Origin of the sequence: Streptomyces sp. XH2, assembly GCF_049725035.1 — a bacterium.
Classification (GTDB): Bacteria; Actinomycetota; Actinomycetes; order Streptomycetales; family Streptomycetaceae; genus Streptomyces; species Streptomyces roseoverticillatus.
In genome coordinates, this window is the sequence record NZ_JBMMMZ010000017.1 from 121,609 (window position 1) to 140,701 (window position 19,093).

Below are 19,093 nucleotides of genomic sequence, written 5' to 3' on the forward strand. Positions count from 1 at the left end.
GCCGGGGGCCTCACCCCAGGGGCGTGAGCAGGCAGCGCCCCACCAGCCCGATGCCCGAGTCGATCCGCTCGGTCAGATCCTCGGCCACGTCGGGCAGCCCGCGCACCGCCCACAGCGCGCGGAAGGACGCCCACGCCCCGCGCCGCGCCGCCTGCAGGGACCACGAACCCACCAGGTGCGTCAGCGGATCGGCGACGTCCAGCAGGTCCGGCCCGGGCATGAGGTCCTCGCGGATCCGCTCCTCCATGGCGACCAGCAGGCCGCCCACCCGGTCGAAGTCCGCCTCCAGCGCGTACGGCTGGAGGCGCAGCGCCCGGCACGTGTCGACGAGGGCCAGCGCGAGGTCGTGCCCGATGTGGGCGTTGATGCCCGCGAGTGCGAACTGCAGCGGCCGGACGGCCGGGTGGCCGCGCAGCTGGAACAGCGGCTGCCAGCACGCCGGCGGCCGGCGCCCCGCCGCCACGTGGTCGACGGCGGCCAGATAGCGCGCCGCGAACCGCACGACGAGCTCCGTGGCCGCCGCGCCCTCCAGGAACCCCCCTGCCTCCGCCTGCTCCGCGACCCGCTGCGTGACCGTCAGATACACGCGGTTGAAGACATGTACCCCGTCCCGCGGGGGGAGCGCTCCGTCCAGCATCCGCATCTGCGCCAGCACGTCCTCGATCCCGGCCGGCGCCGCGGGCTTCGCCCAAGTCAGCGTCATGTACACAGAGTGACACGTGAATACGCAGAGTAGGGGGTCGGGTGCGGTAGTTGACCGGAACGGATGAACGGGCAGGGCCTCCCGGCATATGCCCTCCCCGCGTACGCGCGCAGGTCCGCGAAGCCGTACCCCCGTGCCCGCGCACCCGCGACGATCCGTGGAAGCGCGAGCGCGTCGAGCACGGGACCGCCGTCGTCGCTGCCCACGTGCATCTGGATGACGGCGCCCGGCGTCAGCGCGTCCAGGGCCCGCCGGACGGCCCGGTCCACCGTCATGCCGCGCGAGGCGCCGAGATAGCCCTTGGTGTCGGCCGTGAACTCCAGGTCCGCGAAGCCCAGTGCGTTGACCGTCTCGATCCCGCGCGGCGTGGTCTCGCTGTAGGGGAAGCGGAAGAACGGCAGCGGCTCCGTGCGCCCCGCCGCCCGGATCGCCCGGTCCGCCCGCAGCACCTCCGCGGCCGCCTCCCCGGGGTCCAGCCGCTCGAAGTGCGGGTGGCTGTACGAGTGACTGCCGAGCCCGAACCCCTGCGCGGCCATCGCCCGCACGGCCCCCGGATGCCGCTCGGCGAACTGCCCCGTCGGGAAGAACGCCGCCGGCACCCCTTCCCGCCGGAGCACCGCCAGCACGTCCCCGATCCCGGCCTCGTCCCACGCCGCGTTGAACGTCAGGGCGACGACGGGGCGTTCGGCCGGCAGGAGCCTGACCTCTTTGCCGAAGAGGTCCGAGACGGGGGAGGGGGTGGCGGCGCGGGAGGGGAGAGGAGCGAAGGCGAGTGCCAGGAGCAGGGTGGCGAGCAGCGCCCTGAAGAAGACGGAAGCGGACGCGGTGAGTGGTCTCATGCTCCGTCAACGCCGCGCGGGCGGGCGGCGGCACGGGCGGCCGCGCGGCGGAAGAGTTCGGCGGCCGCGTCCGAACGGCCGAGCTGTTCCAGGCAGTGAGCCTCGTCGTTGAGGCTGGCGAGAGTGTCCGGATGATCCGGGCCGAGGGTGCCCTCGCGGTCCCTCGCCACCTGCCGGTACGAGGCCAGCGCCTCCTCCCACCGGCCCAGCCAGCCCAGGGCCACGGCGATCTCCCGGCGGCTGACGAGCGTGTCGGGGTGGGCCGGTCCGAGGACGCGTTCACGGACGGCACACACCGCACGAGCCTCGGCCAGGGCCTCCTCCCACCGGCCGAGCCGGCCGAGGTTGACCCCGCGACCGTGCCGGGCCCGTAAGGTTTCCGGGTCTTCGGGACCCTGGACGCGCGTACGATCCGCGACCAGTGCGTCGTAGATCGAGAGGGCCTGTGCGCTGCGCCCCAGGCGCCCGAGGCAGATGCCCACCTCGTAGCGGGCGGTGAACGCATCGGGGTGGTCGGGGCCCAGCGCCCGGCTGCGGGCACCGGCGACGTCGCGGTACGTCACCAGGGCCTCCTCCCACCGGCCGAGCTGCCCGAGCGTGTAGCCCATCTCGTGCAGCGTGGCCAGCGTGTCGGGGTGCTCGGCGCCGAGCCTTCGGGACCGGGCCTCCGCCACCTCGCACGCCATGCGGTAGGACTCCTCCCAGCGCCCCAGCCGGCCGAGGCAGAACGCGAGGTTGTGCCGGCAGCGCAAGGTGTCCGGGTGCTCCGCGCCCATCGTGCGCTCCCGGGCGCCGAGCACCTCGGTGTACACCTGGAAGGCCTCGAAGTGCCGCCCCAGGCGGCCCAGGACGAACGCCATCTCCTGCCGGGCGGCGAGGCTGTCGGCGTGTTCGGGGCCGAGCACCCGGGCGCGGGCGCCGGCAACCTGCCCGAAGATCCCCAGCGCGTCGGCATGACGGCCCAGCCTGGACAGGGCGAAGGCGGTCTCGTAGCGGCTGGCGAGCGTGTCGGGGTGGTCCGGGCCGAGCACCCTCTCGCGGGCCGCCGCGACGCGCCGGTGCGTGCCGAGCGCCGCCGTCCAGGACCCCTGTTCGCCGAGGTGGAGCGCGAGTTCGTGGCTTTCCTCAAGGAGATCCAGCAACTCCCGCGAGGCGGCGGCGGGCTGTGGCGGCGCACTCAGCACCCGGGAAGCCACGTCCGGCGACATGAGCTCCTCGCGGGGATGCCACTCGTCGCCGACGGCGGTGCGCACCAGCGTGAGCTGGGATCCGTAGCCGACCGGGATGCCGTCCGTGCCCTGCATCCGGCGGCACGCCTTCAGGGCCCCCTTCAGCAGCAGCGCGGCGGGATGCTCCGCCCCGACCCCGGCCGTGGTGATGCGGTCAGCCGCACCGAGGGCTTCCGCGGCGCGCTCCAGATGTCCGGGCGACTCCGTGGCCCTCGCCAAGTCGAGTTCGGCGCACGCGTGGTTCGTCAGCGCGGTGATCGTGAGGGGGTGGCGGTCACCGAAGCAGTCCGAGGCGCGCAGCGCCGCTTCCTCCAGCGCCCGTACCGCATGCTGCAGCCGCGGCCCGTGGCCCGTCCGCCGTGCCGTCTCGAACTCCGCGCAGGCGAGGTCGATCACGGCGGTCACGGTCTGCGGGTGGCGGGCGCCCAGCTCGGCCGCGGCCCGCGCCGCGACGGTGGCCAGCACGTCGGTGATCTGCGCCATGCGTTCGCGGGCGCTCAGCGACCGTGCCCATTCGAACTCCACGGCAGCCCGGAAGAGGAGCCCGGAGAGGTCCGCGGCCTGCCGCGTCCCCGGCGTGTCCAGCGCCTCCCGGTCCGTTTCGCGCAGGTTTTCGGCCACTTGGCTGAGCTGCACCGGGTCGTTGCTCCAGCGCGCGAGCGCCAGGTCGACGGAGCTGAGCAGGCGGCGCACCTCGTGGTCGTCGCCCCCGGCGAGCGCGAGCCGCGCGAGCCCGACGACGCTCTCGGCCTTCTCGAAGTCGCCGGCCCGCGCGTGGACGGCGGCGAGGTTCGCGAGCGTCTCGGCCCGTACGTGCTGCTCGGCGTCGAACCCCCGCGCCCTCTCCAACGCGTGCCGTGCCTGGTCCAGCCTCCCCAGGTCGGCCATCCTCGCCGCGAGCCTGTTCAGCGCCGCGGCCTTGGCGGAGCTGCCGAGGACCGGGGAGCCGGAGACGCTGAGCACGGCGGTGTCGAGAATCCCGAAGGCATGCCCGCGCTGCCCCAGCGCGAGGAGCAGCGTCGACAGGTAACACACGTCCTCGACGGTGCCGGGGCGCCCCAAGAAGAGGACCATGGCCCTTGCGGCCGCCACGGCCACCTCATGCGCGTCGCCCCGGCCGGTCAGGGCGTCCTCCGCCCGCGCGATCGCCAACCGCAGTTCGTCCGTCATGCCCCCTCACCCCCCAACGCCAGATCGATGACGTTCTTCGCGACGTGCACCTGCAACCCCGCGACCTGCGCCGGATCGATGAGCCCCCGCTCCGACCACTCCTTGAGCGCGCTCAGCAGCGCCTCGCCCTTGGCGACTGCCGCGCCGACGGAGACGGGAACGCACGGTGCTTCGGGAGCCGGAGCGCCGTCCGCCGGCACCACGACCGGCGGTGGAGACACCACCCCTCTCGTAGCGGACTGCTCCTCCTGCCGTCCCGCCCGTTCCGCGGTGCTCGCCGGCGGCTCCAGCGCCCGCAGCAGGTGGTCCGTGCGGAAGTGGGGGAAGCGGCTCATCACCTCCCTGAGGGGCACGGCGAACAGCACGTTCGCGGCCCGCTCGGGCGCCTGCCGGTCGGGGTACTGCTCGATCAGGACGCCGAGCAGGGCCGGCTCGCACGCGAACGTGCTCTCCCGCTCGACCGGCCCGCCCGAGTAGCCCGAGTAGTCGCCCAGGGTCTGCTCCGCCAGGAGCTGGATGGCCTGGATGCGCCCGCCGCCCACGCACGTGTAGTCGACGGAGTGCTCGTCCACGTGCCCGCTCAGGTGGGGATCGCTCAGCGAAGGCCGGTGCAGCCCGCGCCAGCGGTCGCCGCGGCGGGGGAGGTCCCCCACGGGCAGGGCCGGCGGCACCAGCTCCGGTTCGAGGACCTCGATCAGGGCGAGGTCGGCCTCTTCGACGCGCCGGCAGACGCGTCCTCCGAGCGCGGTGCCGTCGCCGAGACGTACGCTGACGCGCTCCTCGTCGCCCCTCAGGTACCGCAGGCAGTGATTCGCCGTCAGCACGAAGCACCGCGTGAGCAGGAGCCCCGCCCCCAAGGGCGTGCCCGCCTGGTACAGGTCGACCGCGTAGCCGGATCCGGGCACAGCGGGCCCCTCAGGGGCGTTCCACCGTCAGTGTCACTTCGAAGGACGCCTCCGCGGACGCCTTCGAGAGGATCACCCCGGCCTCGGCCGCGAGCGTCACCCCGAAGGTGACCTGCAGGCTGCCGACCCGCCAGCCGTTGTGCTCCGGGATCCGCGCGAGGGCGGCCTGCGCGATCGAGGACGCCGAGGCGATCGCCTGCTCCAGCTCCTCGGAGCGCTCCTCCAGGGAGGCGGTGCGGCGGGTCCGGCTGCTGATCTGCCGGGACCCTTGCGCGTCGAGCTCCACCGTTTCCACGCGGACCAGCGGTTCGGACATGGCGGGCTCCCCCGATCCTCCATGAGCTTCACGGGCCGTGATGCGGCGGCTCGTTCAGCCTAGCCACGCGAGCACCTCGCGGCAGGGGAATCGGGGGAGTGCACGGGCCGGAGCCCGGTCAGCTCGCCAGTGCGCCGGCGCGCTCGTGGGGGCCCCGGGGGTCCGCCACGCGCGCGGGCTGCGCCGCCGGGACTTCCCGGTGCGCCGGGTCCCGCACCTCGCCCACCAGTTTCTCCAGCACGTCCTCCAGCGCCACCAGGCCCAGCACCCGCCCCGACGCGTCCGTGACCGCGGCCAGGTGGGCGGCGGCCCGGCGCATCACGGTCAGGGCGTCGTCCAGGGGCAGCTCGGCCCGTACGGTCTCGACGCGCCGCCAGACCCGCTGCGGCACCGCGCGCTCGCGGTCCTCCAGGTCCAGGACGTCCTTGACGTGCAGGTAGCCCATGACCGCGCCGCCCGCCGCGCACACCGGGAAGCGGGAGTAGCCGGTCCGCACCGTCAGCTCCTCGATCTGCCGGGGCGTGACGGACGGGTCGACCGTGACCAGCGACGCCGGGTCGAGGAGGACGTCGGTGACCGGGCGGCTGCCCAGCTCCAGCGCGTCCTCCAGGCGCTCCTGCTCGGCCCGCTCCAGCAGGCCCGCCTGGCGCGAGTCCGCCACCAGGTGCGTCAGCTGCTCGCTGGTGAACACGGCCTCCACCTCGTCCTTGGGCTCGACGCGGAAGAGCCGCAGCACGCCGTGCGCGCACGCGCCCAGCAGCCGCGTGACCGGCCTGCACACCCGGGCGAACGCCACCAGCCCCGGCCCCAGCCACAGCGCCGCCCGGTCGGGCGCCGACATGGCCAGGTTCTTCGGCACCATCTCGCCGATCACCAGGTGCAGGAAGACCACGACCGCGAGCGCGATGACGTACCCCAGCGGGTGGATCAGCCCCGCGGGCATCCGCACCGCCTCGAACACCGGCTCCAGCAGCGCCGCCACCGTCGGCTCGGCGACCGCGCCCAGCGTCAGCGAGCAGATCGTGATGCCGAACTGGGCGGCGGCCATCATCTGCGGCAGGCTCTCCAGGCCGGTCAGGACCGTACGGGCCCGCCCCGAGCCCTCGGCCGCCTTCGGCTCGATCTGGCTGCGGCGCACGGACACCAGCGCGAACTCGGCGCCCACGAAGAACCCGTTGGCGAGCACCAGCAGCGCCGCGAAGAGGAGTTGCAGCACGCTCATCGCGCCTCACCCCTGACCGTGAGGGCGCGCGCGAAGCGCACCCGCTCGGCCCGGTGGTGGGCGACCAGGCGCACCGAGATCCGCCACCCGGGCAGCTCGGCGGTGTCGCCCGCCGCCGGGATGCGGCCCAGCAGGTCCGCGACGAGACCGGCGACGGTCTCGTACGGCCCGTCGGGCGCCTCCAGGCCTATGCGGCGCAGCGCGTCGAGCCGGCAGCCGCCGTCGGCCTCCCACGCCGCCCGGCCGTCCTCACAGGCCACGGGGGCCAGTTCGGGCCGGTCGGCGTCCTCGGCGTCGTGCTCGTCGCGGACCTCGCCGACGAGCTCCTCGACGATGTCCTCCAGGGTCACCACCCCCGCCGTGCCGCCGTACTCGTCGACGACCACGGCTATCGGCTGCTCGCTGCGCAGCTGCTCCAGGAGCGGCTGCACCGGCAGCGTCTCCGGCACGAGCACCGGCGGGACGGAGATCCGCCCGACCGGCGTGCGCAGCCGCTCGCCGGACGGGACCGCCAGCGCGGCCTTGAGGTGGACCATGCCGACGATGTCGTCCAGGCGCTCCCGGTAGACCGGGAAGCGCGAGAGCCCCGTGGCACGGGTGAGGTTGAGGACGTCCTCGGCGGTCGCCGAGGACTGCAGCGCGCTGACCTTCACGCGGGGCGTCATCACGTGCTGCGCGGTCAGGTCGCCGAGGGAGAGGGTGCGGACGAACAGGTCCGCGGTGTCCTGCTCCAGGGCGCCGGCGCGCGCCGAGTGCCGGGCCAGGGAGACGAGTTCGCCGGGGGTGCGGGCGGAGGCCAGCTCCTCGGCGGGCTCGACGCCGAGCGCCCGGACGAGCCGGTTGGCGACCGCGTTCAGCAGGGTGATCACGGGCCGGAAGAGGTGGGCGAAGGCGTGCTGCGGCCCGGCGACGAACCGCGCGACCTGCAGGGGCCGGGAGACCGCCCAGTTCTTGGGCACCAGCTCCCCGATGACCATCTGCACCGCGGACGCCACCAGCATGCCGGTCACGACCGCGGCGCCGGGCGCGGCACCGGCGGGCAGGCCGGTGGCGGCCAGCGGCCCGGTGAGCAGCCGGCCCAGGGCCGGCTCGGCCAGCATGCCGACGACCAAGGAGGTGATGGTGATGCCGAGTTGGGTCCCGGAGAGCTGGAAGGAGAGCTCGCGCAGGGAGGCGACGACGGTGCGGGCCCGGCGGTCGCCGCCGGCCGCGGCCCGTTCGGCCTCCGGCTTCTCGACGGTCACCAGGCCGAACTCGGCGGCGACGAAGAAGCCGTTCGCCAGGATGAGGAGGAGTGCTGCCGCGAGCAGCAGCAGGGACACGGTGATGCTCATGCCGCCGCCTCCACGAAGTGGGCGGCGGCGCGGGTACTACAGGACGATCCGTCCATTGCCGGAGGGAGTCACTCCTCGGGTCGCAGGTGTCCCGCGGACCGTGCGCGAACCACGGCCGGTTCCTCGTGCGGGACGGGGCACGTGTGTGCCCGTGGCACCAGAGTAATCAAGGAACCGCGCTCACCGCCGGGCCTGCCTGCCGCCGGTCAGGTGGTGGAGTGCCCGGTGCCGTGCTCCTCCACCAGGGCCCGCAGCGCCCGGGCGTGGGCGATGGCCTGGTCCTTGGCGATGCCGGGCTGGATGCCCATGGCCGCCAGGGTCGTGCCGTCGGCCAGGTCGAGCTGGACCCAGGCGTCGCCCGGGCGCAGCGTGACGCGGACGATCTGGGCCCACTCCAGCCGCCGCTTGGTGGTCAGGTTCACCACCGTGACCCCGTCCTGCGCGGCGACCACCTTGGGCCGGCTGAGCAGCCCGAGGAACGCGAAGACCAGCAGGCCGGTGCCGATGAAGGAGGCCCGGTCCCCGGCCGTCGCCGTGTCGAGCAGGAAGGACACCGCCGTGAGGACGACGAGCAGGGCGGTGCCCAGGCTCATCAGCACGACCCGGGTGCGGACCGGGCGGAAGGTGACCGGGAGCGCGGGCGGGCCGGACGGGGTTACGGGCGTGGACACGTCGCTGGTGGCTCTCGCTGGGTGGGCCGGGCCGGTCAGAGGCGGCAGGCGTGGATGTTGGTGGTGAGGATGGCGCGGGCGCCCAGCTCGTACAGCTCGTCCATGATGCGCTGGGCGTCGCTGGACGGGACCATCGAACGGACCGCGACCCAGCCCTCGTGGTGCAGCGGGGAGACGGTGGGCGACTCCAGGCCGGGGGTGAGGGCGACGGCGCGCTCCACCTGCTCCACGCGGATGTCGTAGTCCATCATCACGTAGCGGCGGGCGACGAGGACGCCCTGCATGCGGCGGAGGAACTGCTGGACCTTCGGGTCGCCGGCCGGCGCGCCGGAGCGGCGGATGACGACGGCCTCGGACTCCAGGATCGGCTCGCCGATGATCTCCAGGCCGGCGTTGCGCAGGGTGGTGCCGGTCTCCACGACGTCCGCGATGATCTCCGCGACGCCGAGCTGGATGGCCGTCTCGACGGCGCCGTCGAGGTGGACGACGGAGGCGTCCACGCCGTTGTCGGCGAGGTGCTTGGTGACCAGGCCGGAGAAGGACGTGGCCACCGTCATGCCGCCGAACTCGCTGACGTCCTTGGCCGTGCCCGGCCGGGTGGCGTAGCGGAAGGTGGACCCGGCGAAGCCGAGCTGCATGATCTCCTCGGCCTGCGAGCCCGAGTCCAGCAGCAGGTCACGGCCGGTGATGCCGATGTCGAGCTTGCCGGAGCCCACGTAGACGGCGATGTCGCGGGGGCGGAGGAAGAAGAACTCGACGTCGTTGGCCGAGTCGACCAGCACGAGCTCCCTGCGGTCCTTGCGCTGGCGGTAGCCGGCCTCATGGAGCATCGCCGACGCAGGCTCGGAGAGAGAACCCTTGTTGGGAACGGCGATGCGCAGCATGAGGTCGGTTTCCTTCGTGCGTTGAGGATGGTGCGGGGGGCGTGCGGGGTGATGCGGTACTGCGGTGGTGCTGATCAGAGGTGGGCGTAGACGTCGTCCAGGGAGATCCCGCGGGCGACCATCATCACCTGAACGTGGTACAGCAGCTGGGAGATCTCCTCGGCGGTGGCGTCGGCGCCCTCGTACTCGGCGGCCATCCACACCTCGGCGGCCTCCTCGACCACCTTCTTGCCGATGGCATGGACGCCCTTGCCCACCAGCTCGGCGGTGCGGGAGACGGCGGGATCGCCGGTGGCCTTCTGCTGGAGCTCGGCGAAGAGCTCCTCGAACGTCTTCTTGGACATGGTGCGTCCTACCCTACGGGGTCCGCCCCCGCCGTCAGTGCCAGGGCTCGGACACCGAGCGCAGGAGCACCGCCGTGGCGACCGCGGCGGTCACGGCCTCGTGGCCCTTGTCCTCGTTCGAGCCCTCCAGACCGGCCCGGTCCAGGGCCTGCGCGTCGTCGTCGCACGTGAGGACGCCGAAGCCCACCGGGACCCCCGTGTCCACGGCCACCTGGGTGAGGCCCTGGGTGACGCCCTGGCACACGTAGTCGAAGTGGGGCGTGCCGCCGCGGATGACGACGCCGAGCGCGACGATCGCGTGGTAGCCGCGGCCCGCGAGGACCTTGGCGGCGACCGGCAGCTCCCAGCTGCCGGGCACCCGCAGCAGCGTGGGCTCGTCGATGCCGAGGTCGTGCAGCGCGCGCAGGGCGCCGTCGACCAGGCCGTCCATGACCTTCTCGTGCCACTGCGCGGCGATCACGGCCACCCGCAGGTCCTGGCAGTTCTTCACACTCAGCTCGGGGGCGCCCTTGCCGCTCACGTTCTCGTCTCCTCGGTCGGTGGGGGATCGGTGGGTGTGGTGATCACTGGTTGTCGCAGGCGGACACGGGCCCGCCGTCCAGCCAGGGCAGGTCGTGGCCCATGCGGTCCCGCTTCGTGCGCAGGTACCGCAGATTGTGCTCCCCGGCCTGGACGGGCACGGGCTCCCGGCCGGTGACGGTCAGTCCGTGGCGGACCAGGGCCGCGCTCTTGTCGGGGTTGTTGGTCATCAGGCGCAGCGAGCGGATCCCCAGGTCGGCGAGGATCTCCGCGCCCGCCGCGTAGTCCCGGCCGTCCGCGGGCAGGCCCAGCTCCAGGTTGGCGTCCAGCGTGTCGCGGCCGTCCTCCTGCAGCTCGTAGGCGCGCAGCTTGGGCAGCAGGCCGATGCCGCGGCCCTCGTGCCCGCGCAGGTAGAGGACCACGCCGCCCTCGGCGGCGATGCGCTCCATGGACGCCTGCAGCTGCGGGCCGCAGTCGCAGCGCAGCGAGCCGAACACGTCGCCCGTGAGGCACTCGGAGTGGACGCGCACCAGCACGTCCTCGCCGTCGCCGAGGTCACCGGCCACCAGCGCGATGTGCTCGACGCCGTCGGCCGCCGAACGGTAGCCGTGGGCGCGGAAGTCGCCGAAGGCGGTGGGCAGCCGCGTCACGGCCTCGCGGCGCACGGCGGGCACCTCGGGGGCCTCGGGCGCCCCGGGAGCGGCCGCCTCCGCGGCGCGGCGGTGGGCGATCAGGTCCTCGATGGAGATGATCGCGAGGCCGTGCTTGCGGGCGAACGGGACCAGCTCCGGCAGCCGCAGCATCGCGCCGTCCTCGCCGGCGATCTCCACGATCGCGGCGGCGGGCCGCAGGCCGGCCATCCGGGCCAGGTCGACGCCGGCCTCGGTGTGGCCGTTGCGGACCAGCACGCCGCCGGGCTTGGCGCGCAGCGGGAAGACGTGCCCCGGACGGACGAAGTCGCCCGGGACGGCGGCCGGGTCGGCGAGCAGCCGGATGGTGGTGGCCCGGTCCGCGGCGGAGATGCCCGTGTCCGTGCCGTGCGCGCGGGAGGCGTCCACTGAGACGGTGAAGGCGGTGCGCATCGACTCGGTGTTGTCCGCCACCATCTGCGGCAGGTCGAGCCGCTCGACGTCCGCCTCCTCCAGCGGCACGCAGATCAGCCCGCGGCACTCGCTCATCATGAAGGCGACGATCTCGGTGGTGACCTTCTCCGCGGCGACGACGAGGTCGCCCTCGTTCTCGCGGTTCTCGTCGTCCACGACGACGACGGGCCGGCCGGCGGCGATGTCGGCGACGGCGCGCTCGACGGAGTCGAGGGCGAGTTCGCCGACCGGGGCGAAGGTGTCGAGGACGGTCATGCTGCTGCTCCTTCCAGGGCGGCGGTGCTCGTGCGCGAGCGCAGCCACCAGTCGCGCATGCCCCACAGGACGAGGGCGAGGTAGAAGACGTAGACGAGGCCGGAGAAGGCGAGGCCGCTGCTGAAGGCGAGCGGGACGCCCACGACGTCGACCAGCAGCCAGGCCACCCAGAACTCGATCAGCCCGCGGGCCTGGGCCACCATCGCGGCGAGCGTGCCGACGAAGATGTACGCGTCCGGCCAGGGGTTCCAGGACAGCTCCGGCACGGCCGTGAACAGACCGCCCACGGCGAGGGTGCCGAGCGCGGTGCCGGCCAGCAGCGCCGCGCGCTCGCGCCAGGTGGCGAAGCGCACGGCGATGGAGCCGTCCTGCGCCTCCTGCCTGCCGCGGTGCCACTGCCGCCAGCCCCACACGGCCACGCCGATGACGAGGAGCTGCTTGCCGACCCCGCCGCTGAGGTGTGCGGAGGCGTACGCGGCGACGAGGATGACGCCCGACAGGAACTGCACGGGCCAGGTCCATAGGGAGCGCCGCCAGCCGAGGGCGAGGGCGGCGAGCCCGATGCTGTTGCCGATCAGGTCGGACCAGATGACGTGCTGCCCGAAGACGCTGAACGCCTCGGCGGTGAGCCGGTCCAGGGCGCTCATGCGACGGGACCCCCGGCCTTGCCCGCGCCGCCGCCGAGCAGCCGCTCGACGTACTTCGCGAGGACGTCCACCTCCAGGTTGACGAGGTCGCCGGGCTGCTTGATGCCGAGCGTCGTCAGTTCGAGGGTGGTGGGGATGAGGCTGACGGTGAAGAAGTCGTCCCCGGCCTCGACCACGGTGAGGCTGATGCCGTCGACGGTGATGGAGCCCTTGTCGACGACGTAGCGGGCGAGCTCCCGCGGCAGGCCGATCTTCACGATCTCCCAGTGCTCGCCGGGGATCCGCTCCAGCACCGTGCCCGTGCCGTCGACGTGGCCCTGGACGAGGTGGCCGCCGAGGCGCCCGCCGAGCGCCATGGGGCGTTCGAGGTTGACGCGCGAGCCCGGGACGAGGGCGCCGAGGCTGGAGCGCTTGAGGGACTCGGCCATCACGTCCGCGGTGAACTCGCCGCCGGCGGTCTCCACGACGGTGAGGCACACGCCGTTGACGGCGATCGAGTCGCCGTGCTTGGCGCCCTCGGTGACGATCGGGCCGCGGAGCCGGAACAGGGAGCTGTCGCCGAGGTTCTCGACGGAGACGACCTCGCCCAGTTCTTCGACGATTCCGGTGAACACTGTCAGTTCTCCTCAGGGGCGGTGGCGGAAGCGGTGGGGACTGCGGTGATCCGCAGGTCGGGCCCGAGCCGGGCGACGTCGGTCACGTCCAGGCGCAGGGCCCCGGCGATCGTGCCGACGCCGGCGTCGCCGAGGGCGGCCGGCCCGGCACCGAGCAGGGCGGGAGCGAGATAGCCGACGACGCGGTCGACGGCACCGGCCGCGAGGAACGAGCCGGCGAGGGCGGGACCGCCTTCGAGCAGGACGGAGCGGACGCCGCGCCCGTACAGCTCGGCGAGCAGCGCGGGCACGTCGAGCCCGCCGCGGCCGGCCCCGGCGCGGGGCAGGCGGACGACGTCCACGCCCGGCAGGTGGCCGGTGTCCGCGTCCTCGCCGACGGCGATCAGGGTCGGCGCCGCGTCGTCGAGGACCCGCGCGCCGGGCTTGACGGAGGCGTGGGTGTCGACGACGACGCGCAGCGGCTGCACCGCGGCGCCCTTTTCGACGAGACGCCCCCGTACGGCGAGGTGCGGGTCGTCGGTGCGCAGGGTGCCGGAGCCGACCACGACCGCGTCGGCCTCGGCGCGCAGCCGGTGGACGTCGGCGCGGGAGGCGGCCGAGGTGATCCAGCGGCTGGTGCCGTCGGCGGCCGCGCTGCGCCCGTCGAGCGTGGCGGCGTACTTCCACAGCACGAAGGGGCGCCCGCGGCGGACCGAGGTGAGCCAGGCGGCGTTGCCGGCGGCGGCCTCGTCCTGGAGGAGGCCGCCCTCGGTGGCGACACCCGCGGCGGCCAGGGTGGCCGCGCCGCCGGTGGCGGTGTCCGTGGGGTCGGCGACGGCGTAGACGACGCGGGCGATGCCGGCGTCGATCAGGGCCCGGGCGCAGGGGCCCGTGCGACCGGTGTGGTTGCAGGGTTCGAGGGTGACGACGGCGGTGCCGCCGCGCACGTCGTGGCCCGCGGCGGAGGCCGCGGCGAGGGCTTCGACCTCGGCGTGCGGCCCGCCGGCCCGGCGGTGCCATCCCTCGCCGAGGACGGTGCCCCGCGGGCCGAGGATCACGCAGCCGACGACGGGGTTGGGGCTCGTCGCGCCAAGGGCGCGAGCGGCGAGCGCAACGGCGCGTCGCATCGCGTCTGCTTCGGTCGCGGTGGCCACCGGGTCCTCCTGCCTCTTCGGGCACGGACTCCGGGGCTGTCGTACGGGACGACGAAGGAAGCGGGTACACCGCAACGGGGGACACCACGGCCCCTGACGGAGCCGTACGGGAGGGGCGCCCGGTGAGGGGCGGCCACCTGCGACGGTGTGCCGGTGCGTACCCGCCGCGCACTGCCTCCCATCCGGACTTTAACCGTCGGTCCAGGAATTTCACCTGGTCAACCGGCCGCTGGCTGCGGACGGGTCGCGGACTGTAACCGCCGGTTCGGAATTTCACCGACCCCGGAGTGCGCTGCGTATCAGTAATTTCAGGTCATGCTACATGCGGTCGGCCGGCGGCTCCTCAAAACCGCTGGTCGACGGGACGAGCGTACGCCGGGCCGCGGCGCGGTGTCCACGGCGATGTGACGCACCGGGCACCGGCGGCGAGGGGTCCGTGCGGGCGGCCGCCTCGGAGCCTCGGACTCCGGTTCCCGGACTTGGTCCGTACCTGTTGACGCACTGGTCTAGTCCTTTTAACCTCTGGCACACCTCCGAGGAGTACGGCCCGGCGGTGGGCGCACACCGGCGGGCCACAGCACGACGCACACACCCCCCGCCGCCCGGCCGTGCCGGGCCCCACTGGAGGACCTGATCGTGTTGTTCCGAGAGAAGCCCACCCGGGAGCTGCGGTCCCGGGCGAGATCCTGTACCGGCTCCCGCACCCGCCGCGGGATCACCCTCGCCGCCGCCGGCACCGCCCTGGCCGGGCTGCTGATCGGCACCGTCACGGCGGCGACCTCGCACGCCGAGGACAACGCCGGCTGCCGCCCCGACGGCCTCTACGCCACCCCCGGCACCGACGTCCCCTACTGCTCGGTCTACGACTCCGCCGGCCGCGAGAAGATGGGCGCCGGCCACCAGCGCCGCGTCATCGGCTACTTCACCGGCTGGCGCACCGGCAAGGACGGCACCCCCGCCTACCTCGTCCCCGACATCCCCTGGGGCAAGGTCACCCACCTCAACTACGCCTTCGCGCACGTCGGCCCCGACGACAAGATCTCCGTCGGTGCGGACGGCCCGGACAACCCCGCGACCGGCATGACCTGGCCCGGCACCGCCGGCGCCGAGATGGACCCGGCCCTGCCGTACAAGGGCCACTTCAACCTCCTGACCACGTACAAGAAGCAGCACCCGGACGTGAAGACCCTCATCTCCGTGGGCGGCTGGGCCGAGACCGGCGGCTACCTCGACGAGAACGGCAAGCGCGTCGATTCCGGGGGCTTCTACAAAACGGCCACGAACGCCGACGGCTCGGTCAACCAGGCCGGAATCGACACCTTCGCGGAATCGGCCGTCGCGTTCCTCAGGACCTACGGATTCAACGGCGTCGACATCGACTACGAGTACCCGACGTCGATGAAGGACGCCGGAAACCCCAAGGACTGGGCCCTCGCCAACGCCCGCCGCGGCGGACTCAACAAGGGTTACGCGGCCCTCATGAAAACGCTCCGGGAAAAGCTCGACCGGGCCGGGGCGGCCGACGGGAAGCACTACCTCCTCTCCGTCGCCGCACCCTCCTCCGGATACCTGCTGCGCGGCATGGAGACGTATCAGGCCACGCAGTACCTGGACTACGTGAACGTGATGTCGTACGACCTGCACGGCGCCTGGAACGAATTCGTCGGGCCCAATGCCGCGCTCTACGACGACGGCAAGGACGCCGAACTCGCCAAATGGGGCGTCTACACCACTCCCCAGTACGGCGGCACCGGCTACCTCAACGGCGACTGGGCGTACCACTACTTCCGCGGCGCCCTGCCCCCCGGCCGCATCAACCTCGGCCTGCCCTACTACACGCGCGGCTGGAAGAACGTCACCGGCGGCACGAACGGCCTGTGGGGCACCGCGAAGACCACCGCGTGCCCGGCCGGGTCCGGCCTCACCACCTGCGGCGACGGGGCCGTCGGCATCGACAACCTCTGGCACGACAAGGACGACGACGGCAAGGAGTCCCCGGCCGGCTCCAACCCGATGTGGCACGCCAAGAACCTGGAGAAGGGCGTCGTCGGCGACTACGCCGCGAAGTACGGCTTCCCGGCCGGCACCAGGCTGACCGGCACCTACGCCCGCAACTACGACGCCACGCTCACCGCGCCCTGGCTCTGGAACGCCGAGAAGAAGGTCTTCCTCTCCACCGAGGACGAGCAGTCGGTCAGGGCCAAGGCCCAGTACGTCGTCGACAAGGGCCTCGGCGGCACCATGATCTGGGAACTCGCCGGCGACTACGGCTGGAACGCCGCCAAGGGCCAGTACGAACCCGGCACCACGCTCACCACCGCGATGGACGACGCGTTCAAGGCGGCACCCGCCTACGGGGCCCGGCGCGCGACGACCGAGCTGCCCGCCCAGGCCCTCGACGTGGACATCAGCCTCACGAACTTCCCGCTCGGCGACAGCAACTACCCGATCAACCCGAAGATCCACATCACGAACCGGACCAAGGCCACCCTCCCCGGCGGCACGGAGTTCCAGTTCGACTACGGCAGCTCCGCGCCCGGAAACGCCAAGGACCAGTCGGGCTGGGGCCTCAGGGTCATCCGCAGCGACCACACCGCCGGCGACAACATCGGCGGCCTCAAGGGCGACTACAACCGGGTCTCCGTGAAGCTCCCGGCCTCCCAGCCGCTCGCCCCCGGCGCCTCGGCGGACCTCGACTACGTCTACTACCTGCCCGCGGCGACCCCCTCGAACTGGAGCGTGACCTTCGGCGGGAAGACGTACGCCCTCGCCGGCGACCTGGCCCGCGGCACGACCGTCGTCGACCCCGGCGGCACCACCCCCACCCCGACGGGCACGCCGACCGGCACCCCCACCGGCAAGCCGACCGGCGGCACCTGCACCGCACCGCAGTGGGACAAGGCGGCCGTCTACAACGGCGGCGCCACCGTCTCCTGGAAGTCCCGCTCCTGGAAGGCCAAGTGGTGGACCCAGGGCGACGAGCCCGGCACCACCGGCGAATGGGGGGTGTGGCAGGACCAGGGCGCCTGCTGAACCCCCGGGCCGCAGGGCGACCGGGCCCGTGCGGGGTCGACCCGCGCGGGCCCCGTCCGGAAGGATGGGAGCCCATGGGCGCCAGCGAGCGGGACACGGGCCGCACCGACGCCGGCCGGCTGCGCCGCGCACGGCTCGCCGTGGCCGCGGTGTTCGCCGTGCACGGCGCGGTGACCGGCAGCTTCGCCACCCGCATCCCCTGGATCCAGAGCCACCTGGACCTCGGCTCCGGCGCGCTGGGCCTCGCGCTCGTCCTCCCCGCCATCGGCTCCTCGTGCGCCATGCCGCTCGCGGGCCGCGTCAGCCACCGCCTCGGCTCCCGGGCCGCGCTCCGCCTGCTCATCGTGCTGTGGTGCGCCTCCGTGGCGCTGCCCGCCCTGTCGCCGGGGCTGCCCGCGCTCTGCGGGGCGCTCGCCGTCTACGGCGCGACGTCCGGCATGGCGGACGTCGCCATGAACGCGCTCGGCGTGGAGACCGAGGAGCGGCTGGGCCGCTCGATCATGTCGGGCCTGCACGGGATGTGGAGCGCGGGCACGCTCGTGGGATCGGCCGCCGGCACGGCCGCCGCGCACGCGGACCTGGACGCCCGGATCCACCTGGGCGCCGCGGCCGCCGCCCTGGCCGTGCTCGGCGCGGCGGCCTGCCACGGGGTCCTCGACCTGCGCGCCGCCGGGGACGAGCGCCCGCCGCCCCGGTTCGCGCTGCCACCGCGCGCGGCACTGGTCATCGGCGTCGTGGGCTTCTGCGCGGTCTTCGCCGAGGGCGCGAGCCTGGACTGGTCGGCGGTCTACCTCCGGGACGTCGTCGGTTCCGACCCGGGCGTGGCGGCGGCCTGCACCACGGCCTTCACGTGCACGATGGCCCTCGCCCGGTTCGCGGGCGACCCGGCCGTGCGGCGCTTCGGGCCCGTGCGGACCGTGCGCGCGAGCGGGGTGCTGGCCGCGGCCGGCGGGCTGCTGGTGGTCACGGCCGGGGGCGCGCCGTCCGCGATCGCCGGGTTCGCCCTCATCGGCGTGGGCGTCGCCGTCGTCGTCCCGCTGGCCTTCGCGGCGGCGGGGCGCAGCGGGCCGGCGCCGAGCCAGGCCATCGCGGGCGTCGCGACGATCACCTACACCTCGGGGCTCGTCGCCCCGGCGGCCATCGGCCAGATCGCGGAGGCCAGTTCGCTCGTCACGTCGTTCGGCCTGGTGACCGCCCTGGCGGTGGGCCTGGTGGCGGGGGCGGGGGTGCTGCGCGTCCCGGAACGGACGGCGGCGGCAGCGCAGGTGCGGGCGCCGTCGAAGGCGGAGTGACGCCGGAGCGTCCGCGGCGGTTGCCGGTGCCGGGAACGTTCCCGGGAGCCTCGGCCGGGACGTCCCCCGCCGCAACGGCGAGAAGCCCGGTGGCGAGGGTCCGGCGGACGGGGCGGTCGCGGCACCCCGTACGGTCGCCGTGACCTTCCCCGGAGGGCGGAACGCCGGAACGGGCCGGGCGGCGGACCACGAGGGTCCGTCGCCACAGCCCGTGCCGTGGTTGTGCTGTGCCGCTGCGGTTAGAGGATGCCGCCGAGGAGGCCCCAGCCGCCGCCCCAGCCGCCCCAGCCGCCCCAGCCACCGTGGTGGCCCCAGCCGCAGCTGCGGTGGCAGTCGTCCCAGCCGCCGTGGCCGCCGCGGTGGTGGCCCCAGCCGCCGCCCCAGCCGCCGCCCCAGCCCCAGTCGTCCCAGCCCCAGCCGCAGTCGTCGTCGCAGTCGCGGTGGTGGCCCCAGCCGTGGTGGTCGTGGCCTCGGCCGTGGTGGTCGCGGCCGTGGTCGCAGTCACGGTCGCGGCCGTGGTCGCGCCCGTGGTCACGGCCGTGGTCGCGCCCGTGGTCGTCATCGTCGCGGTCGTGGTCGTGGTCCCAGGCCTGGACCGCCGGCGTGGCCGGGGCGGCCTGCGCCACCCCGGCGGCCGGGACGATGGCGACTGCGGCGATGACGGCAGCGGCCGCTGCGCGGCCGGCGAGCTTACGCATATGTGTCTCCTGAGTTGCAGGAATCGGACAATGAGACCGATACCGTGTGGAGAGCTGAGAAAAGCATGAGAAGTCGGTCATACAGTCCTACGGGCGACCGATTGCGCCGGTTGCAGCAAACCCCCGCGGCGGCGGCCGGGCCTGTGTGGACCGGAGCACCGTCCGGCCCGGCTTAGCATGAA

18 protein-coding genes and 1 riboswitch are annotated in these 19,093 nt (G+C 73.8%); of the genes, 2 read left to right on the top strand and 16 right to left on the bottom strand.

What is annotated here, in order from left to right; all coding sequences use genetic code 11:
- Positions 1-10: 10 nt before the first annotated feature.
- The 15 genes from ACOTKD_RS32005 to ribD form a co-directional block, all read right to left on the bottom strand.
- Positions 11-703, bottom strand: coding sequence for a DUF5995 family protein (locus ACOTKD_RS32005; protein WP_424892496.1), 693 nt, complete (start codon positions 701-703; stop codon positions 11-13).
- A complete protein-coding gene (locus ACOTKD_RS32010; RefSeq protein WP_424892497.1) occupies positions 700-1,542 on the bottom strand; it encodes a polysaccharide deacetylase family protein in 843 nt (280 codons plus the stop codon). Before ACOTKD_RS32010 ends, ACOTKD_RS32005 begins: the two co-directional genes overlap by 4 nt.
- Positions 1,539-3,941 carry a tetratricopeptide repeat protein gene (locus ACOTKD_RS32015; protein ID WP_424892498.1) on the bottom strand — a complete coding sequence of 801 codons (2,403 nt, stop codon included), beginning with the start codon at positions 3,939-3,941 and terminating at the stop codon, positions 1,539-1,541. The genes ACOTKD_RS32010 and ACOTKD_RS32015 overlap by 4 nt, the downstream gene beginning before the upstream one ends.
- Positions 3,938-4,846, bottom strand: a complete 909-nt coding sequence (locus ACOTKD_RS32020; protein WP_424892499.1) for a S1 family peptidase — start codon at positions 4,844-4,846, stop codon at positions 3,938-3,940. Before ACOTKD_RS32020 ends, ACOTKD_RS32015 begins: the two co-directional genes overlap by 4 nt.
- Before the next feature lie 10 nt (positions 4,847-4,856).
- Positions 4,857-5,162, bottom strand: a complete 306-nt coding sequence (locus ACOTKD_RS32025; protein ID WP_424892500.1) for a CU044_2847 family protein — start codon at positions 5,160-5,162, stop codon at positions 4,857-4,859.
- Between the two features lie 118 nt (positions 5,163-5,280).
- The gene (locus ACOTKD_RS32030) at positions 5,281-6,384 is read right to left on the bottom strand and encodes a hemolysin family protein (RefSeq protein ID WP_424892501.1); all 1,104 of its coding nucleotides are present in this window, start codon (positions 6,382-6,384) and stop codon (positions 5,281-5,283) included.
- Positions 6,381-7,718, bottom strand: a complete 1,338-nt coding sequence (locus ACOTKD_RS32035) for a hemolysin family protein (RefSeq protein WP_424892502.1) — start codon at positions 7,716-7,718, stop codon at positions 6,381-6,383. Before ACOTKD_RS32035 ends, ACOTKD_RS32030 begins: the two co-directional genes overlap by 4 nt.
- Before the next feature lie 206 nt (positions 7,719-7,924).
- Positions 7,925-8,389, bottom strand: coding sequence for a PH domain-containing protein (locus ACOTKD_RS32040; protein ID WP_424892503.1), 465 nt, complete (start codon positions 8,387-8,389; stop codon positions 7,925-7,927).
- Between the two features lie 35 nt (positions 8,390-8,424).
- Entirely contained in the window at positions 8,425-9,273 is an 849-nt protein-coding gene (hisG, locus tag ACOTKD_RS32045) for an ATP phosphoribosyltransferase (RefSeq protein WP_424892504.1), read from the bottom strand.
- Positions 9,274-9,347: 74 nt separating this feature from the next.
- Complete coding sequence (locus ACOTKD_RS32050; protein WP_106675003.1) at positions 9,348-9,617, bottom strand: phosphoribosyl-ATP diphosphatase; 270 nt, start codon at positions 9,615-9,617, stop codon at positions 9,348-9,350.
- A 34-nt stretch (positions 9,618-9,651) separates the two neighbouring features.
- A complete protein-coding gene (gene ribH / locus ACOTKD_RS32055) occupies positions 9,652-10,137 on the bottom strand; it encodes a 6,7-dimethyl-8-ribityllumazine synthase (protein ID WP_106675004.1) in 486 nt (161 codons plus the stop codon).
- Positions 10,138-10,180: 43 nt separating this feature from the next.
- The gene (locus ACOTKD_RS32060; RefSeq protein ID WP_424892505.1) at positions 10,181-11,494 is read right to left on the bottom strand and encodes a bifunctional 3,4-dihydroxy-2-butanone-4-phosphate synthase/GTP cyclohydrolase II; all 1,314 of its coding nucleotides are present in this window, start codon (positions 11,492-11,494) and stop codon (positions 10,181-10,183) included.
- Positions 11,491-12,141, bottom strand: a complete 651-nt coding sequence (locus tag ACOTKD_RS32065) for a nicotinamide mononucleotide transporter family protein (RefSeq protein ID WP_424892506.1) — start codon at positions 12,139-12,141, stop codon at positions 11,491-11,493. Before ACOTKD_RS32065 ends, ACOTKD_RS32060 begins: the two co-directional genes overlap by 4 nt.
- On the bottom strand, positions 12,138-12,755 hold the full coding sequence (locus ACOTKD_RS32070) for a riboflavin synthase (protein WP_424892507.1): 618 nt from the start codon (positions 12,753-12,755) through the stop codon (positions 12,138-12,140). The genes ACOTKD_RS32065 and ACOTKD_RS32070 overlap by 4 nt, the downstream gene beginning before the upstream one ends.
- Positions 12,756-12,757: 2 nt before the next feature.
- Positions 12,758-13,888, bottom strand: a complete 1,131-nt coding sequence (gene ribD / locus ACOTKD_RS32075; protein ID WP_424892508.1) for a bifunctional diaminohydroxyphosphoribosylaminopyrimidine deaminase/5-amino-6-(5-phosphoribosylamino)uracil reductase RibD — start codon at positions 13,886-13,888, stop codon at positions 12,758-12,760.
- A 164-nt stretch (positions 13,889-14,052) separates the two neighbouring features.
- Positions 14,053-14,183: riboswitch (FMN riboswitch) on the bottom strand.
- Between the two features lie 371 nt (positions 14,184-14,554).
- Here ribD and ACOTKD_RS32080 point away from each other — a divergent pair.
- Both ACOTKD_RS32080 and ACOTKD_RS32085 read left to right on the top strand, forming a co-directional pair.
- Positions 14,555-16,921 (top strand): chitinase C-terminal domain-containing protein, encoded by a 2,367-nt coding sequence (locus ACOTKD_RS32080; RefSeq protein ID WP_424892600.1) that lies wholly within the window; start codon positions 14,555-14,557, stop codon positions 16,919-16,921.
- Positions 16,922-16,995: 74 nt separating this feature from the next.
- Positions 16,996-18,213 (top strand): MFS transporter, encoded by a 1,218-nt coding sequence (locus tag ACOTKD_RS32085; RefSeq protein ID WP_424892509.1) that lies wholly within the window; start codon positions 16,996-16,998, stop codon positions 18,211-18,213.
- Between the two features lie 239 nt (positions 18,214-18,452).
- On the opposite strand, the gene ACOTKD_RS32090 is transcribed toward ACOTKD_RS32085, so the two are convergent.
- Positions 18,453-18,911 carry a hypothetical protein gene (locus ACOTKD_RS32090; protein WP_424892510.1) on the bottom strand — a complete coding sequence of 153 codons (459 nt, stop codon included), beginning with the start codon at positions 18,909-18,911 and terminating at the stop codon, positions 18,453-18,455.
- Positions 18,912-19,093: the final 182 nt, after the last annotated feature.

Bases quoted from the DNA above. Each gene is read 5' to 3' on its own strand.
- ACOTKD_RS32005 (WP_424892496.1), bottom strand. From the start codon at position 703: ATGACGCTGACTTGGGCGAAGCCCGCGGCGCCGGCCGGGATCGAGGAC.
- ACOTKD_RS32010 (WP_424892497.1), bottom strand. From the start codon at position 1,542: ATGAGACCACTCACCGCGTCCGCTTCCGTCTTCTTCAGGGCGCTGCTC.
- ACOTKD_RS32015 (WP_424892498.1), bottom strand. From the start codon at position 3,941: ATGACGGACGAACTGCGGTTGGCGATCGCGCGGGCGGAGGACGCCCTG.
- ACOTKD_RS32025 (WP_424892500.1), bottom strand. From the start codon at position 5,162: ATGTCCGAACCGCTGGTCCGCGTGGAAACGGTGGAGCTCGACGCGCAA.
- ACOTKD_RS32030 (WP_424892501.1), bottom strand. From the start codon at position 6,384: ATGAGCGTGCTGCAACTCCTCTTCGCGGCGCTGCTGGTGCTCGCCAAC.
- ACOTKD_RS32035 (WP_424892502.1), bottom strand. From the start codon at position 7,718: ATGAGCATCACCGTGTCCCTGCTGCTGCTCGCGGCAGCACTCCTCCTC.
- hisG (WP_424892504.1), bottom strand. From the start codon at position 9,273: ATGCTGCGCATCGCCGTTCCCAACAAGGGTTCTCTCTCCGAGCCTGCG.
- ACOTKD_RS32050 (WP_106675003.1), bottom strand. From the start codon at position 9,617: ATGTCCAAGAAGACGTTCGAGGAGCTCTTCGCCGAGCTCCAGCAGAAG.
- ACOTKD_RS32060 (WP_424892505.1), bottom strand. From the start codon at position 11,494: ATGACCGTCCTCGACACCTTCGCCCCGGTCGGCGAACTCGCCCTCGAC.
- ACOTKD_RS32065 (WP_424892506.1), bottom strand. From the start codon at position 12,141: ATGAGCGCCCTGGACCGGCTCACCGCCGAGGCGTTCAGCGTCTTCGGG.
- ACOTKD_RS32085 (WP_424892509.1), top strand. From the start codon at position 16,996: ATGGGCGCCAGCGAGCGGGACACGGGCCGCACCGACGCCGGCCGGCTG.
- ACOTKD_RS32090 (WP_424892510.1), bottom strand. From the start codon at position 18,911: ATGCGTAAGCTCGCCGGCCGCGCAGCGGCCGCTGCCGTCATCGCCGCA.